The sequence below is a fragment of the Eggerthella sinensis genome (assembly GCF_003339815.1).
Classification (GTDB): Bacteria; Actinomycetota; Coriobacteriia; order Coriobacteriales; family Eggerthellaceae; genus Eggerthella; species Eggerthella sinensis.
Genome location: NZ_PPTT01000003.1, coordinates 76927 through 92749, shown reverse-complemented (window position 1 = coordinate 92749; position 15823 = coordinate 76927). Strand labels below are relative to the sequence as shown.

Below are 15823 nucleotides of genomic sequence, written 5' to 3'. Positions count from 1 at the left end.
TGCTCCGCGCCCGGCGGACTCGCTCGCATCCATGCTTGCGACGCCGTCGTCCCCTGCGGCCGATGCGCGCGCCTACCGCGCCCTTTCCTACTATTCCTACCGATACCTCTAGCACATGGGTTTGCCCATGGCGCTTCGTCGGTGTTGTGCTGACGGGTGCCGTGCCCCGGCAAAGTCATGTGCGCCTCCTGCGAATCAGCAGGTAACGTTGGAATGTTTCACGCTACACCTTCGTTCGCACTGCTGTGGATAGCATGACCTGTAGGTAGATGATCGAGAAGGAATCTCCCATGATCGAAAAGATTTGCATGGTGCTCATTTTCGTCGGCGTGGCGGTGGGCGTCGGGTTGTACTGCCGACGACACACCGGCAGCGTTGACGGCTTCATCCTTGGCGGGCGCAACGTGGGGCCGTGGCTCTCGGCGTTCGCGTTCGGCACGAGCTACTTTTCCGCCGTTATCTTCGTGGGCTACGCCGGGCAGTTCGGCTGGAAGTACGGCATTGCCGCCACATGGATTGGCATCGGCAACGCCATTCTGGGCAGCTTGCTTGCCTGGTGGGTGCTCGGCCCGCGCACGCGCGAGGTGACGCACCGCCTGGGCGCGTCCACGATGCCCGAGTTCTTCGGCGCGCGCTATCAGTCGAAGGGTTTGCGCATCGCGGCCGCGGCCATCATCTTCGTGTTCCTCATCCCGTACACGGCCAGCGTGTACAACGGCCTGTCGCGGCTGTTCGGCATGGCGTTCGGGTTGCCGTACGAGGTGTGCGTCATCGGCATGGCGGCCATCACCTGTATCTACGTGGTGCTGGGCGGCTACATGGCCACCGTTATGAACGACTTCATCCAGGGCATCGTCATGCTGCTGGGCATCGTTGCCGTCATTGTGGCGGTGCTCGTGAACAACGGCGGCTTCACCGAGGCCATCACGTCGCTGTCGCTCATTCCGGTCGAGGGAAGCGAGATGGCCGGCCCGCTGGTGAGCTTCTTCGGACCGAACCTGCCGGACCTTCTCGGCGTCATCATCCTTACCAGCTTGGGTACGTGGGGGCTGCCGCAGATGGTGCAGAAGTTCTACGCCATCAAGAGCGGCCCGGCCATCAAGCAGGGCGCCATCATCTCCACGGTGTTCGCCATGATCGTGGCCGGCGGCAGCTACTTCCTGGGCGGGTTCGGCCGCCTGTACGGCGGTCAGGTTGAGATGACGGCCGCGGGCACGCCCGTGTACGACTCCATCATCCCCACCATGCTGTCCACCCTGCCCGACTTGCTCATCGGCATCGTGATCGTGCTCGTGCTGAGCGCGTCCATGTCCACGCTGTCGTCGCTCGTGCTCACGTCGTCGTCCACGCTCACGCTCGACCTGATCAAGGACAACGTCGTGAAGAACATGAGCGAGAAGAAGCAGCTCAGCTACATGCGCGTGCTCATCGTGGTGTTCATCGTCATCTCGGCCGTGCTCGCGCTCATCCAGTACAACTCGTCCATCACGTTCATCGCGCAGCTCATGAGCATCTCATGGGGCGCGCTGGCCGGCTCGTTCTTGGGCCCGTTCTTCTGGGGGCTGTACTCCAAGCGCATCTCGAAGCCGGCCGTGTGGGCAAGCTTCATCGTGGGCGTGGGCTTGACGTCGGGCAACATGATTGCCGGGTTCGTGGGCACCGCGTTCATCGCGTCGCCCATCAACTGCGGAGCCATCGCCATGGTGTTGTCGCTCGTGATCGTGCCGGTGATCAGCCTGTTCACGAAGAGCGTGCCGTTCGAGGTGGACCCGCCGCACGCTGAGGGCGCCATCGACCGCGAGTACGAGCTCGAGCTGGAAGGCGAGTAGGCCCCCGGCATCGCCGCGCACTGCAACCTGAGCGCGAACGAGTGTTTCACGTGAAACACTCGTTCGCTGCGGGGAAAATGAACAGTTTGGCGACAATGATGAGACGAACGCTATACTGTCGAATGGTATCGTCTGCCTTCCGTTGAAAGCCCATCCATGTTTTTCCAGCTCGCACTCATATATTTTCCCGCCATCGTGTTCGGGTTTCTCTTTGTCAAAAACTACCGCAAGGAACCGCGGCAGTTCCGCAACGCGCTGTATTTTCTGCTGCTGTGCATGTTCCTGATGTACGGTCTGTCCATCCAGTTCGACCTGCCGTGGCTCGTGTTGCTGGGCATCGCGGCTATTCCGGTGGGCACGGTGGCGCTCGTCGTGTTTCTGCTGGCGAACACCGTTGTGGTGGTGAAGCGCGAAGGGCTGTCGCTGTCGCACCTGCTGCCGGGGTTGTTCGCGCTGTTCATCGTGGTGGCGTGCGTGGCGCTGCCGGTGTTCGCCTTCACGCCGACGCCGCCGTGGATGCTTGCGGTGAGCCTGCTCGTGTTCATGGAGGGCTCGTACGTCGCGTTCACGTTCTTCGCGCTGCTGCTGTACTCGTGGCTGTACCGACGTCTGCCGAAGCGCCGCGACTACGACTATATCGTCGTGCACGGGGCGGGCCTGTCGGGTACGAAACCGACGCCGTTGCTGGCGTCGCGCTTGCAGAAGGGCGTGGAGCTGTGGGAGGCCGCCGGCCGCAGCGCCGTCATCATCGCGTCGGGCGGGCAGGGCGCCGACGAAGAGGTGTCGGAAGCCGAGGCCATGCGCACGTACCTCATCGAGGAGTGCGGCATTCCCGCCGACGCCATCATCGAGGAGAACCGCTCCACCACCACGATGGAAAACCTGCGCAACAGCAAAGCCATCATGGACGCGCGCTCGGGTGCGGGGCAGTATCGCGCGGCCGTGGTGACAAGCGACTACCACGTGTTCCGCACGGCCGAGTACGCGCACAAGATTGGGCTTGCAGCCGATGGCGTGGGCAGCAAAACCGCGCGGTACTTCTGGCCGACGGCGTTCATTCGCGAATTCGTGGCGGTGAGCAACGCCCATCGCTGGCCCTTCGTGGTCATCTTCGTCCTGTGGTTGCTCCCGGCCTCCGTCGTCCTTTTCCAGCTGTAGGAGCTTCGCGTTACCCCTTTGTATGCCGTATACTAAGCGGATCACACACGCGCGCCGGGTCGGACGGCGCGCGGTTCGTATCGTTAAAGGGGATCATATGGAAGGATTCGACCTCATCAGCACGGGGGTATGGTCAATCATACCGCCGATTTTGGCGCTGGGGCTGGCGCTGATCACGAAGGAGGTGTACTCCTCGCTTGCCATCGGCGTGTTCGTGGGCATGATGATTTACCAGTTCTCGCTCAACGGCGTGGGCGTCGAGCCGCTCGTCGACTCGTTCACCATGGTGCCGCAGATGATGGCCGAGCAAATCGCCGGCAACGGGGCGCTGTTGCTGTTCCTTGCGTTATTGGGCGCGCTCGTGGTGGTCATCGCGGCCGCCGGCGGATCGCGCGCCTATGCCGAGTGGGTGTCCACGCACATCAAGAATGCGAAGATGGCGCAGGTGCTGACCGCCGTGCTGGGCATCATCATCTTCGTGGACGACTACTTCAACTGCCTCACGGTGGGCGCGGTCATGCGACCCGTCACCGACCGCTTCAACATCAGCCACGAGAAGCTGGCGTGGATCATCGACTCCACCGCGGCGCCCATCTGCATCATCGCGCCCGTGTCGTCGTGGGCCGTGGCCGTGGGCGGCTATCTGGGCGAGGGCGGCTTCACGACGTTCGTGCAGTCCATCCCCTACAACTTCTACGCGCTGCTCACCATCGTGTTCGTCTTCTTCATGTGCGCGACCAAGCGCGACTTCGGCCCCATGCGCGTTGCCGAGGCCGAGGCGCAGCAGCCTGCCGCGCAGCAGCATCGCATTCCGCCGAAGGACAGCGCGCTCGAGTCCATGTCCACGGTGGGACTGGCCGACAAGTCCGATGCCGACCTGCAGCCGCCGCTGAAGCTTGACACGGTTATCGCCGAAGAAGACGAGCTTGATGAAGCCGCGCAGATCGCGGTCGAGGAATTCAAGGGCATGTCCATCTCGGACAAGGGCCGCACGTTCGACCTCATCATCCCCATCGTGGTGCTCATCATCTTCTCCATCTTGGGCATGCTGTACGCGGGCGGCTTCTTCCAGGGCGTCGACTTCGCCGTCGCGGTGGGAGAGAACCCCGTGTTCGGCCTGTGCATCGGCGTATGCGTGGCGCTGGTGGTTGCGGCCGCCATGTTCCTGCCGCGCAAGCTGATGACGCTGGCGGGCTATATGGATGGCGTTGCCGAAGGCGTGCGTTCCATGGTGGGCGCTATCATGATTCTCGTGCTGGCGTGGAGCCTCGGCGGCACCTGCCGCTACCTGCTGGGCACGGGCGAGTTTGTCAGCGGGTTCTTGAACAGCATCGGCGTGGGCTTGGCGCTGCTGCCGGCCGTCATCTTCGTGGTTGCGGCGTTCATCGGCTTTGCCATGGGCACGTCGTGGGGAACCATCGCGCTCATCCTGCCCATCGTCATCGGGGTGTTCCCGGCGCAGGACCCGCTGTTTCTCGTGGCCATCGGCGCGACGCTGGGCGGTGCGGTGTACGGCGACCACGTGTCACCCATATCCGACACCACCATCTTGTCGTCGGCGGGCGCGCAGTGCAACCACCTGCGCCACGTGGCCACGCAGCTGCCGTACGCGTCCGTGGTGGCGGCCGTGTGCATCGTGGGCTACGTTGTTGCCGGTCTGACGGGCAGCCCGTGGATCTCGCTTGGCGTGGGCGTTGTGCTCATGATCGCCGCGATCTTCGTGCTGAATATCTCGAAATACGGTGCGGTGAAGGCCTAGCGGCGGGGCGTTCGGACGCCGGGGCGCTACGGCGCTTCGGCGCGTTATGCGCGCTCTTTTGCCCGGACGGCGGCCTGCTGTCCGGGCATTTTTGTGCAATTACATCCTTTCGTGCGATGGTGCGCTGCCGCGTGCATCGTATAGTGCGGGCCGTTCGAGGCGGCACGGGCCGCCATCATCGAGAGGAGAAGATTATGGGGAGCATATATTCGAGAAGGCAGTTCGTGATCGGCGCGATGGTGCTGGGCGGTTCGCTAGCGCTGACGGGATGCGCGCCGCAGCCGGAGTCCAAGAAGGCCGACGGCGCGCCGACGCAAGGCGAGGCGACGCAGGCGGATATCGTGGTCATCGGCTCAGGCTTGGCGGGCCTCGCGTGTTCGGCTTCCGCCGCGCAGCAGGGGGCGAAGGTGATCCTTGTGGACAAGGCGCCGTTCCTCACTTCGACGTTCCTCACGTCGAAGGGCAACGTGTCCATCGCCCAGGTTGCGGAGAACCAGGCCGATTGGCGCTACGACAGCGAGACGCCCGACACGATGGATGCGTTCACGGGCCGCTATCGCGAGCTCACCGAAATCGGCAAGGTGGACGCGCCGTACCCGGATTACAGTCGCATGCAGCACTTGATGGAGGAAAGCTGCGCCACCATCGCGTGGGTGGAGCAGATGGGCATCTCGTTCGAGAAGTCGTTTACGAAGGAGATGGTGGGCACCGACACGGTGAAGCCCGACACGAGCGCCGACCCGAGCACCGAAGCGGGCGTGCAGGTGGTCAACGTGTTCGCCGCCGAGCTCGAGCGCTTGGGCGTGCAGACGATGGTGTCCACCGAGGCGAAGGAGCTCATCATGGACGGCGATGCCGTGGTGGGCGTGAAGGTGGAAGGGCCGTCCGGCGCGCAGGAGCTGCGCGCGGGGTCGGTGGTGCTCGCAACCGGCGGCTTCGGTGGCAGCGCGGACTACTGCGACAGCTTGGTGCCCGCCATCAACAAGATGGGCTTCCAGTACCTCGGCAACGCCATGAACACCGGCGACGGCATGACCATGGCGTCCGCCATCGGTGCGGCGCTGTACGAGGACCCGTGGGTCATCCCGAACGTCATCATGCCCACGCGGGCGCTGACGAAGGCCGACGTGGGCTTCAAGAAGCTGTGCGACACCGGCATGGACGGGGCGGCAACGTCGGCGAAGATGCTCGTGGATGCGAAGGGCGCGCGCTTCGTGAACGAGGCGGCTCCGGTGACGGCCTTGGCCACGTCCATGACCGATAACGAGGCGGGGCCGTACTACGTGCTGTTCGACAGCTCGAACGCTGACGTGACGGCCGTCATCGAGAAGGGCCTGTCCACGGGCGACGTGCTGAAGGCCGACACGGTCGACGAGCTGGCTGCCGCTGCCGGCGCCGCCGAGTTGGCGGGCTCGTTCGAGGCGTATCAGCAGGCGGCCGCGACGGGCGCCGACGAGGCATTCGGCAAGAAGGCCGACATGCTGGTGCCGTACGGCGACGGCCCCTTCTACCTCGTGTCGTTCGTGCCTTCCTACGTAGCCACGATGGGCGGCGTGAAAACCGACGCGTCGTGCCAGGCCATCACCGAGAGCGGTGCGGTTATCCCGGGCTTGTTCGTGGTGGGCGAGGCGACGCACCGCTTCATGTACAACCGCAGCTTCGTGCGCCATTGCTCCAATTCGAGCGCGCTCACCATGGGCCGCCTGACGGGAGCCGCGTTGGCTACGGCATAAACGCTCTGCGCGCTCGCGTCGGGTCAGCTCCGCTTCGCCGTACCCATTTCCTGGATGAGGTCGAGGAGCTCCTGGCGCGAGTGCACGTCCATCTTCGCGTAGGCGTGGCGCAGGTGGGTTTTCACCGTGTGCTCGGACAGCGTGAAGGTGTCGGCGATGTGGCGCGCGCTGCGGCCGGCGGCGAACTCCTCGATCATCTCGTACTCGCGTGTGGACAGGCCGAACGTTTCCTTGAGCTGCTCGAGCGCGTCGTCGGGGGTGAGCCGAAGGGGCGCCGTCGGCTCTTCGGGCGCGTCCTCGACGCCCACGAGACGCTGCTTGGCGGTGTAGCGCTGATAGCTCCAGAACATGAGCGACAGCGTTGCCACGAGCAGCCATACCGAGCCCACGAGCGCGAGCTGCGGGTCGAGCCCCGTGTTTTCCAGCAGCATTTGCGCCACGAAGCGGCCGAGCGCCACCGACAGCCGTGCCACGCCGATGGCCAGGCCCAACAGGAAGAACGCGGGGAGCTTGCGCTCGTGCGCCTCGCTGATGAACATGAGCCACAGCAGCACGTAGAACGACATGAGGAACGTGGTCATGAGCGCGCCGGCCGCGTAGCCGTCGGCGAAGTCGAGGCTGCGGTACAAGAGGATGGTGACCAGGCACAGCGCCGTGATGGGGCTGATGTAGTCGATGTTCGCCTTCCGCGGTTTCACCACAAGAAGCACCGCCAGCATGCCGAGCGCGGCGATGATGCCGAACAATCCGGTGAGGTCGGTCTGCGCGTACTGCAAGTTGTTGAAGATGTCGAGCTCGATGACGAATCCGCAGATGAGCGAGAAGGAAATGGTGCTGACCACCGCGCGCTTCGTGCGGGCGAGCGCCTCGGCCATGGAGGTGGTGGGCGCAACCGGTTCCTGCATGCGCTGCGCCACGTACGGGTTGTTGCGCAGACACCAGTAGAGCGCGACGGTGGAAAGCGCGAACGACGCCAGCAGCATGATGCTGCGTCCCACCAGGCCGGGGAGCACCATGCTCGTGAGCGGCGGCAGCAGCGTGTTGATGAGGTAGCCGAGGGCGATCATGGGCAGCGACAGCCGGGGCCGGTAGCTGGTGAATACTTCCATCCAGCACAGAATGGACAGCGACCACCCCATGCCGGCCGTCACCTGCATAGCGACGAGCGCCACCTCGTTCGTGCTGCCGGAGACGACGAGCGCGGCGTACAGACCGCTCGCCACGATGGCCGCGATGAACAGCGGCCGCGCCCGGTCGATGCGGCCGGCGTACGACAGCACGGCCACGGCGATGAACGTGAGGCCGTCCACCACGAGGCCGAGCAGGGCGTAGGGGCTCGGGCTGTACGGCCCGGTGTTGACGTCGAGCAGGCGCGCGCCTTGCAGCAGGCCGAACCCGAGGGTGGCCACGATGGCGAGGAGCACGGTTTTCCGGTCGAGCGTGTGCGGTGCATGCATCGTGAGGTCGTCCGTCCGTTTGCGAGGGATAAAAAGCGGTCGCGCAAGGTGGCTGCTATTCTAACGCTTTGTTGCCCCCTGCGCCGGAGGTTGCACCAACCCGCATGATGCGGGCGGGTGGGGCGCCGCGCTGGAAGCGCGCTTGAAGAACGGATCACCCGGCGGGGAGGAACCACCTCTCTACACACCCATTTCCGATTCTAGATACGGAAGGGAGGTGTCCTCTATGGATGATGTGACGTTGGCTGTTATCGGGGTAGTCTTGCAGGTGCTTTGCCTGATGGTTGCGGTAAGCGGCTTGATGGTTGAGGCGACGGCGCTTGTGCTGCAGGCGTTGTCGAAAGATAAGCCCCGGTCGTCCCAAGAGGACGAACCGGGACAGCACTAAAAGTCCGAACCGCCGAAGCGATCCGAGAGCCGTGGGGAGTCAACAGCTCCCTGCGGCTCGCCTGCTATTGTACACGGCGCTTTCCAGGCTGACAATGCCTCCATTGCGCGGCGCCGCCAACCAGCTAGGCGGTTACGATGTGGGGGAGGGGGCGGTCGTGAGGTTCGACGGGAACGGCTTCGACACGCTGCTCTTCGAAGGCGATGCCTGCTATCACGGCGTCGTCGCGCAGGGCGGGGAGCAGGCGGTCGTAGTTGCCGCCGCCGTAGCCCAGGCGGTTGCCGTCGTCGTCGAATGCGACGAGGGGCACCACCACGGCATCGAGGTCTTCGGCGGCAACGGCTGCGAAGCCGTCGGCTTCGAGCGCGGCGCACGCCAGACAGCGCAGGGGCGTATCGAGGAAGCGCGCCCGGGCCGCATCGAGCTGAGCGCGCGTCACGCGGTAGAACCGCATGCGCGCGGGCTGTCCGTCGGCCTCGCGCACCATGCAGGGGAAGCACACCTCCCAGCCGCGTCGGTAGGCCGCGTCGACGAACGCCTGCGTGTCCACCTCGCTGCGCATGGACGCGAACACGGCCACGGCGGGTGCCGCAGCTTCGCTCGCGCCGCCGCGAGTGCGGGTCGCAAACGCGTCGCAGAGGTGCTGTTCGAGGCGCGCGCAGATGGTCGCGCTCTTGCGTGCGCGGTCCTCTTCCGGCAGCGCATCGCGGCGCGCGAGCACCCGCGAGCGCAGTTGTGCTTTTGTGTCCATGGGGTGCAGTATAGCATCGACGTAACGGCGCCGTTGCACGATAATGGCGCAGGTGTGGGGAGTTAGCGCAAACGTAACCGTTTCAATTCGATTTGACCTGCAAACCCATCTTTGACCTTGCTATAATCGTTTTGCATTGGGTACACTCGGACCACCTTAGATTAGTTCTCCCTCGCAGCCGCAAGGGTGTACGGCCACAAACGACGCTGCGAATGCGTCGTTTGCTGTTTTCTAAGGAGAAATTGACTACCAGGCATATATAAGTAGGCCGCTCACCAGGCATCATGCATGCCGAGCGCCGTAGAGTTAGGAGACAGCAGTGCAACTCAAGGCATCCACCGATTACGGTATGCGCGCCATCTTGTACTTGGCTGCGCAAGGTACCACATGCTCCTCAAAAGATATCGCCGAGGATATGTCCATTCCGCGCGACTACCTCATTCAGCTCGCGCAGCTTCTGCGCAACGCGGGCATCATCGAGGCCCGTCCGGGCAAGCACGGCGGGTATCGCCTTGCCAAGGACCCGGCAGACACGAACGTGTTGGAAATCCTCGAAGCTCTCGATGACGACGCCAAGCAGTCCACGCGTGCCAAGCGCGACGCGCGCAAGGGCGGCGCGATGGTGCAGGACATCAAGCAAGCATACGATCTCATCGAGGAAAGCATGGACGCTTATCTGGCCAGCTTGACCGTGCAGATGCTGCTCGACTGCGCTCGCAACGCAGAAGACAGCCGTGCGATCTTGGCCGAACGACTCCAGGATGAAAGCCGCCGTCTGATTGATGCCAAGTAGGCGTCAACGCAGCCGGCGGCTGCACCTTTCCAGCTAGATACCCAGCACCTGCATCACCAGCAGCACGGCGGTGAGCACGGTGACAATGCCCACGGTGACCCAGATGAGCACGCGTGACACGATACGCGAGCGATACGCGCCCATAACCCGCTTGTCCGCGGCGATGATGGCCATGAACACCAGCAGCACCGGCAACACGAGGCCATTGACGAACTGAGCCGTGAGCATGACGCCCATGAGGTCGATGTTCGGCACGAGCACGATGATGGCCGAAAACGCAATCACGAACGTGAAAATGCTCTTGAACAGCGGCGCTTCTTTCCACTTGAACGAAACGCCTGCTTCCCAGCCGAAGGCTTCGCAAATCACGAACGCCGTGGTGAGCGGAAGCACGCACGCGGCCAGGAACGATGCGGCGATGAGGCCGATGGCGAACAGCGCTTCGGCGTAGTGCCCTGCGAAGGGCGCCAGCGCGCGGGCGGCATCGGCGGCGGACTCGATTTCGATCCCCTGCGGGAACAGCACCGACCCCGTAGTCACGATGATGAACCATGCCACCAGGCAGGCGGCGATGGTGCCGGCCACCACGTCCACCTTCTGCGAGAACAGGTCTTTCACCGACACGCCTTTTTCCACGACGTTGCTCTGGTTGAAGAACATCATCCACGGCGCAATGGTGGTGCCAATCATGGCAATGACCAGCGATACAAAGCTCTGATCTTGTACGATGTGCGGCACCACGGTGCTGGTAAGCGCCTCTTCCCAGTTCGGCTCGGCCATGAAAGCCGCCACGATGTAGGTGACGAACACGAGCGACAGGATGAGGAACACCTTCTCCACGCGCTTGTAGCTGCCGCCCACCACCAGCAGCCAAACCGCCACCGCCGCAACGGGCACGGCCAGGTACTTCGACACGCCGAACATCTCCATGCCGCTCGCAATGCCGGCGAACTCGGAAAACGTGGTGGCCACGTTGCCGATGAGCAGCGCAAACATGGCGAGCGCCGTGAGGCGGATGCCGAAGCGCTCGCGGATGAGCGCGGCGAAGCCCTTGCCGGTGACGGCGCCCATGCGCGCGGCCGTCATCTCCACGACGATGAGCAGGATGCACATGAGGGGGATGACCCACAGCGTGGCGAAGCCGAACTTCGCACCTACCGTGGAATACGTGGATATGCCGCCCGCGTCGTTGCCGGCCATGGCGGTGACAATGCCGGGGCCGAGCGCGGCCAGCAACAGCCACATCTTCTTGGGTTGCTTCTTCTCGGGGGCTTCGGTCAGCTCGGCATCCATCACCGTGAGCTCCCTGTTCTCGTTCTTTTTCATCATCATGGCCCTACCTCCCGGCGTAGCCGATGATTTGCAGCAGCACAAGCGTGTACAAGGCAAGGAACAGGATGGAAGCGACGAGGCCTCCTAACACCTTGAGCAGGGTTGCCTTCGTCTTGTCGCCGCTCACGTCCTCTTCGATGGCGTCCCACGCGTCATCGACGGTGACGATGCCCAGCAGCACGCCGTGTTCGTCCACCACGGGCATGGCGGGAAGCTCGTACTTGAAGATGTCGGCGGCCACGTCTTCTTCCGTCTCGTCGGGCGTGGCGGAAATGACGTCGTCGAACATGACCTCGCGCACGGGGCGCGCATCGTCGGTGAGCACGAGGGTGCGCAGCGACAGCACGCCGATGAACTGGTCGTAATCGTCCAGCACGTACACGTAATGCACGGTGGGGTGGTCTTCGTCGAGCTCGCGCAGCACTTCGATGGTCTCGCCCACGGTGTTGTCGGCACGCACCGACACGAACTGCGTGGTCATCATGCCGCCGGCGGTGCCGTCCTTGTAGCCCAGCAGGCGGCGAATCTCGGTGGCATCTTCCACGCCCATGAGGCGCAGGAGCGTTTCGGCCTTCTCGTAGGAGAGGTCGCGCACGATGTCGGCCGCGTCGTCGGGGTCCATGTCGCCCAGCAGGCCGGCCGCGCGGGCATCGTCGAGGTCTTCGATGAAGTCGGCCTGGTACTCGTCGTCCATCTCCGAGATGGCCTCGGTGGCCTGCGCGTCGTCCAAATGCTGGAACACGTTGGCGCGTTGCTGCGGGTCGAGCTGCTCGAGGATGTCGGCAACGTCGGCGGGGTGCAGCTCGTCGAGGCGCTTGTGCGTGACGGACAGCTGCACTTCGGACAGGTCGCGATCGAGCAGGTCCATGTAGTTCCAGGCGATGATCTGCTCGTCGATTTTCTTGCCGAACAGCTTCGCTACGGCCACGACGGCGCGCTCGAGCCAGGGGGCCAGGCCGCGCAGGATGCCGCGCGTGCCCACTTCGGCGCCCAGCAGGCGCAGCTGCGAGCCAGATACGGAAAGCTTGAGATCGTTGACGCGCACGACTTTCATGCCTTGCGTATCGACAATCTGACGGTTCATGAGGTCGCGAGCGAGCAGAACTTCGTCAGGTTGCAGATAGCTGAAGCGGATATCGTGAGCTTCGGCATTGAGAACGATGCCGTCTTCGTCGAACGTTTCGACGTATTTGCGCCACGAGATCATGAACGGCACTTTGCCGGGACCCTGGAACGCAAGGCTGGTGATGCGCGGGAAGACTTCGCCGGTGGAGATGGCAAGATCGGAAATGGTACCGATCTTCTCGCCCTCGGTATCCACGACGGGCTTCCCCATCATTTGAGAGAGATAGAGCATGATTATTCCCTTACCGCAGTCATCCTTCAACTGCCGGTGTAAGGGGGAGCTGAAGGAAAACTACTTACTGTGAGGCTTCGATTTTCGAACCTTCAAGTACGTACCTTTCCTCTGGACAATAAAAAAACCGCACGTGCTGCTGCCAGTCGTTGCGGAATTAGAAGCTGAAATGGTGCGCCGTGAGGGATTCGAACCCCCGACGTACTGATTCGTAGTCAGTCCCTCTATCCAGCTGAGGTAACGGCGCACGTCGAAACAGCAAAAAGTATTATGCCGGTAATGCTGCGCCCTGTCAACGGCTTTTTCAGAGTTTTTGAAATAGTTCGGCAAGATTGGATTTGACCTGCGACGATGCAAAACTTCTCGTGCAAGTCCCGCATTCCGTCCGTGCACTTCGATACCGCATGTTTCACGTGAAACACTCGTTCGGGTGGCAGCTGATTAACGAGGCGGCGGCCTCAGCTATCGCGTGGTGCGAGGTGCTTAGGATAGAGCGGAACGTGTCTTCCATTCACCGTAGAAAGCGAGGATTCTCATGACGAAGACTGCAAAATGGTCGATGATCGGCGTGGTTGCCGCTCTGTTGTTGGCGCTGTTCGCCGTTGCCGGCTGTTCGAGCGACAACGCGGCCAACACCGACAACTACGACAACAACTCCGACATCGCCAACCCCAGCGTGGAGAACAGCAAGAACGGAACCGGTACGGACAACGGCGGCAGCCAGATGGGCGACGGCGGCAGCATCGGCGAGGGCACCGTGCTCAAGGTGCCGAACGGCTGGGCGGCGTATTCTCAGGGCGACATGCTGGTGCTGCTCGACTCCGACCAGGACGTTCAGTACCAGTGGACGGCCGAGGTTGACGGCAACACCGTGCTGAAGGACACCGACGCCGATCTTCCGTCCTCCAACTACAACGACCAGAACGCCAACGACGTGGTGGGCTCGGCCGGCATGCACGCCTTCGGCTTCTTGGCCGACGGCCAGAACAACGGCGACTCCACCATCACGATGAAGCTGGCGAACACGACGAACGCCGACGACGTGAAGACCACCATCGTGGTGAAGGCCACGGTGCAGGATGGCGCCTTCACCGCCGTGAGCATCCAGGAGTAGCGCAATCATCGTATAATGCAGGGTAATGCGAACACGCATGCCCGCGACGAAGGGAGAACCGCCATGAAGAAGCCGATGAAGCTTGTGTTGCTTGGGGCGTGCATGGCGGCCTTCGTCGCGTGTGCGGTGGGCTGCACGGCGGCGCAGAGCACGGCGGTCGAAGTCACCGACGGCCGTGCGCAGTTCTCGCAGGGCGAGCTCGAGGTGCAGCTCGATGCGAATCCCACGACGGGCTATGAATGGACGTGCGCCATCGAGGGCGATGCCGTGACGGCGGAGGGCGACAACTACGTGGCGTCGGGCGACGGCAACGAACCCAAGGCGGGCGAAGGCGGCGTGCAGATATTCGCCTTCAAAGCCTCCGGCTCGGGCGAAGCCACCCTCACCTTCACGTACGCCCGCTCATGGGAATCCACCGACAGCGACAAGGCCATCACCTTGAAGGCGACGGTGGAAAACGGGGAGTTCAAACAGGTTGAAGAACTATAGTATTATTTAGAGCATCAACGAAATCGCTGCAGGAATCGGTCGACGCGGGAGGGCGACGATGGGGAACGCGATCTCGCGCGATGCCGTGCCGTCCAACCTGGTAGGCGCACTGCTTCGCGCAGGGCTGAAAATGGAAACAGGGGGACTGGCGCTGTTGCTGGCATGGCAGCAGCGCGCGTTCGGGTTCGCGAGCATGCACTCGGTGGACCTCGACGTCTCGCCGCTGTTCGCTGCGTACATCGGTGCGGCGTGTCTGGGCATCTTCTGCCTCATCAGCTACAAGTTCGACATATCGGCCTTTTCGCGCACGTGGATGATTGCCCTCGTGAGCGTCTCGGCGTGCGCGGGCATGCTGGCCACGGTGTTTCTGGGCTTCGATGCGCTGACGGGTTGGGCCGATTACCTGGCCGGCGCGGTGGTGGGATTGGCCTCGTCGGCCATCATGTACGCGTGGTCGTTCTCGTTCGCGAAGATGGAGGCGAACGAGGCGTTCGCGGCAACGTTGGCAGCATTCGGCATTTCATCGGCTCTGTGCCTGGTCACCGCGTTGACCGGCGATTCCGTCCAGGTGGTGACGGCCGTGCTCCTCGGGCTGGGTACCGCGGCGTGCTACGTGGTTGTCGCGCGCAGGGAAGCGGGCGGCGACGCAGCGGCGGCAACGCCCGATCATCGGCCGGTGGTGGTGCGCCCGCGGCGCTCGCACGGATACATCTACGGACTTGCCGTCTACGCCATCGTGCTGGGCGTGACCGCGGGCACGAAGGCGGCGGGCTCGGTGCTGAGCATCAAATTCGAGCTCGATTGGGGCTCGGCCGCGCTCGGCTTGGCGGTGTGCTTCCTCGTGGCGCTCGTGTGGGCCGTGAGCAAGGGCCGACTGGGGCTCGCGTTCTTCGTGCGGCTGTCAACGCCGTGCATCGTGGTGATGCTGCTGTCGAACGTGGTGTTCCCCGTCCTGTCGACGTACGGCTCGCTCGTGTCGGAGTGCGTGTGGACGCTCGTGCGGCTGTTCGCGTTTCTGCTCATGCTCGAGTTGGCGCGCCGGGAGGAGGCGAGCATCGCCCTGCTGTTCCCGGGCGTGTTCTCGCTGCTGTTCCTGGGGTTCGCGGTGGGCGAGCTGGCGGGGCAGGTGCTGTTCCTGCATTTCGGCTCGGACGCGCAAACCGTGCTGTACGTCGATATCTCGCTCGTGGTGCTGGCGGTGGTGTCGGCGAGCTTCCTCATGGGCAACTGGGGCTCCGACCTCGATTCGTCGGTGGGCACGGGCAAGGCGCTGACTCCGGCGCCGGCGCACGTGGAACCCGCGAGCGCGGCGGTCGAGCGCGACGATGCCGTGCAGACGGCTTGCGCGCGGCTGGTGAAGGCGCACGGGTTGTCGGAGCGCGAGGCCGACGTCTTGGGGCTTTTGGCGAAGGGGCATACGCGCGTGTCCATCGCGAAGCGGCTGTTTGTGTCCGAGAACACCGTGCGCGTGCACGTCAAAAACATCTACGTGAAGCTGGGTATTCACTCCAAGCAACAGCTCATCGATTTGCTCGATAAATAGAATCTCCAGGTCAAACTACCTTTTTCAAAATCACCCGTTTTGGCATTAGCCGATTCCTATACTTCTGCCCTTGAAAGGCCGCCCGTCGAACCTCCGAGGGCGGCAGGAGAAGGCCGCGCC

Annotated in this window: 13 protein-coding genes and 1 tRNA gene; 9 read left to right on the top strand and 5 right to left on the bottom strand. The window is 63.4% G+C overall.

Translation table 11 applies throughout. The features are described from left to right. Positions 1–290: 290 nt before the first annotated feature. From C1876_RS02305 to C1876_RS02290, 4 genes are all read left to right on the top strand, one after another. Positions 291–1829 (top strand): sodium:solute symporter family protein, encoded by a 1539-nt coding sequence (locus C1876_RS02305; protein WP_114545118.1) that lies wholly within the window; start codon positions 291–293, stop codon positions 1827–1829. 156 nt (positions 1830–1985) lie between these two features. Continuing rightward, entirely contained in the window at positions 1986–2987 is a 1002-nt protein-coding gene (locus C1876_RS02300) for a YdcF family protein (RefSeq protein ID WP_114545117.1), read from the top strand. A 97-nt stretch (positions 2988–3084) separates the two neighbouring features. Beyond that, on the top strand, positions 3085–4746 hold the full coding sequence (locus C1876_RS02295; protein ID WP_114545116.1) for a Na+/H+ antiporter NhaC family protein: 1662 nt from the start codon (positions 3085–3087) through the stop codon (positions 4744–4746). Between the two features lie 194 nt (positions 4747–4940). After that, positions 4941–6479, top strand: coding sequence for an FAD-dependent oxidoreductase (locus tag C1876_RS02290; protein WP_114545115.1), 1539 nt, complete (start codon positions 4941–4943; stop codon positions 6477–6479). A 23-nt stretch (positions 6480–6502) separates the two neighbouring features. On the opposite strand, the gene C1876_RS02285 is transcribed toward C1876_RS02290, so the two are convergent. Next, positions 6503–7936, bottom strand: coding sequence for a response regulator transcription factor (locus tag C1876_RS02285; protein ID WP_114545114.1), 1434 nt, complete (start codon positions 7934–7936; stop codon positions 6503–6505). Between the two features lie 226 nt (positions 7937–8162). Here C1876_RS02285 and C1876_RS17765 point away from each other — a divergent pair, with 226 nt between their 5' ends. After that, positions 8163–8324 carry a hypothetical protein gene (locus tag C1876_RS17765; RefSeq protein ID WP_170139506.1) on the top strand — a complete coding sequence of 54 codons (162 nt, stop codon included), beginning with the start codon at positions 8163–8165 and terminating at the stop codon, positions 8322–8324. A 124-nt stretch (positions 8325–8448) separates the two neighbouring features. Here C1876_RS17765 and C1876_RS02280 read toward each other — a convergent pair whose 3' ends face one another. After that, positions 8449–9075: a 5-formyltetrahydrofolate cyclo-ligase gene (locus C1876_RS02280; protein WP_244909995.1), complete on the bottom strand. Its 627-nt coding sequence runs from the start codon at positions 9073–9075 to the stop codon at positions 8449–8451. Between the two features lie 319 nt (positions 9076–9394). On the opposite strand from C1876_RS02280, the gene C1876_RS02275 reads away from it, so the two are divergent. Beyond that, positions 9395–9868 (top strand): Rrf2 family transcriptional regulator, encoded by a 474-nt coding sequence (locus tag C1876_RS02275; protein ID WP_114545112.1) that lies wholly within the window; start codon positions 9395–9397, stop codon positions 9866–9868. 33 nt (positions 9869–9901) lie between these two features. Here the strand turns inward: C1876_RS02275 and C1876_RS02270 are convergent, their stop codons facing one another. From C1876_RS02270 to C1876_RS02260, 3 genes are all read right to left on the bottom strand, one after another. Further along, a complete protein-coding gene (locus C1876_RS02270; protein WP_114545111.1) occupies positions 9902–11200 on the bottom strand; it encodes an Nramp family divalent metal transporter in 1299 nt (432 codons plus the stop codon). A 4-nt stretch (positions 11201–11204) separates the two neighbouring features. Next, positions 11205–12557 (bottom strand): magnesium transporter, encoded by a 1353-nt coding sequence (locus C1876_RS02265; protein WP_114545110.1) that lies wholly within the window; start codon positions 12555–12557, stop codon positions 11205–11207. A gap of 170 nt (positions 12558–12727) precedes the next feature. Further along, positions 12728–12804: transfer RNA gene (locus C1876_RS02260), tRNA-Arg, on the bottom strand. A 288-nt stretch (positions 12805–13092) separates the two neighbouring features. Between C1876_RS02260 and C1876_RS02255 the strand changes: the two genes are divergently transcribed. The 3 genes from C1876_RS02255 (at position 13093) to C1876_RS02245 (ending at position 15703) form a co-directional block, all read left to right on the top strand. Then, positions 13093–13671, top strand: a complete 579-nt coding sequence (locus tag C1876_RS02255) for a protease inhibitor I42 family protein (protein ID WP_114545109.1) — start codon at positions 13093–13095, stop codon at positions 13669–13671. A gap of 63 nt (positions 13672–13734) precedes the next feature. Beyond that, positions 13735–14160 carry a protease inhibitor I42 family protein gene (locus C1876_RS02250; protein ID WP_114545108.1) on the top strand — a complete coding sequence of 142 codons (426 nt, stop codon included), beginning with the start codon at positions 13735–13737 and terminating at the stop codon, positions 14158–14160. Between the two features lie 130 nt (positions 14161–14290). Next, the gene (locus C1876_RS02245) at positions 14291–15703 is read left to right on the top strand and encodes a helix-turn-helix transcriptional regulator (protein ID WP_148044496.1); all 1413 of its coding nucleotides are present in this window, start codon (positions 14291–14293) and stop codon (positions 15701–15703) included. Positions 15704–15823 lie beyond the last annotated feature (120 nt).

Coding starts and splice junctions, on each gene's coding strand:
- C1876_RS02305 (WP_114545118.1), top strand. CDS start 291: ATGATCGAAAAGATTTGCATGGTGCTCATTTTCGTCGGCGTGGCGGTG.
- C1876_RS02300 (WP_114545117.1), top strand. CDS start 1,986: ATGTTTTTCCAGCTCGCACTCATATATTTTCCCGCCATCGTGTTCGGG.
- C1876_RS02295 (WP_114545116.1), top strand. CDS start 3,085: ATGGAAGGATTCGACCTCATCAGCACGGGGGTATGGTCAATCATACCG.
- C1876_RS02290 (WP_114545115.1), top strand. CDS start 4,941: ATGGGGAGCATATATTCGAGAAGGCAGTTCGTGATCGGCGCGATGGTG.
- C1876_RS02285 (WP_114545114.1), bottom strand. CDS start 7,936: ATGCATGCACCGCACACGCTCGACCGGAAAACCGTGCTCCTCGCCATC.
- C1876_RS17765 (WP_170139506.1), top strand. CDS start 8,163: ATGGATGATGTGACGTTGGCTGTTATCGGGGTAGTCTTGCAGGTGCTT.
- C1876_RS02280 (WP_244909995.1), bottom strand. CDS start 9,075: ATGGACACAAAAGCACAACTGCGCTCGCGGGTGCTCGCGCGCCGCGAT.
- C1876_RS02270 (WP_114545111.1), bottom strand. CDS start 11,200: ATGATGATGAAAAAGAACGAGAACAGGGAGCTCACGGTGATGGATGCC.
- C1876_RS02265 (WP_114545110.1), bottom strand. CDS start 12,557: ATGCTCTATCTCTCTCAAATGATGGGGAAGCCCGTCGTGGATACCGAG.
- C1876_RS02255 (WP_114545109.1), top strand. CDS start 13,093: ATGACGAAGACTGCAAAATGGTCGATGATCGGCGTGGTTGCCGCTCTG.
- C1876_RS02250 (WP_114545108.1), top strand. CDS start 13,735: ATGAAGAAGCCGATGAAGCTTGTGTTGCTTGGGGCGTGCATGGCGGCC.
- C1876_RS02245 (WP_148044496.1), top strand. CDS start 14,291: ATGGAAACAGGGGGACTGGCGCTGTTGCTGGCATGGCAGCAGCGCGCG.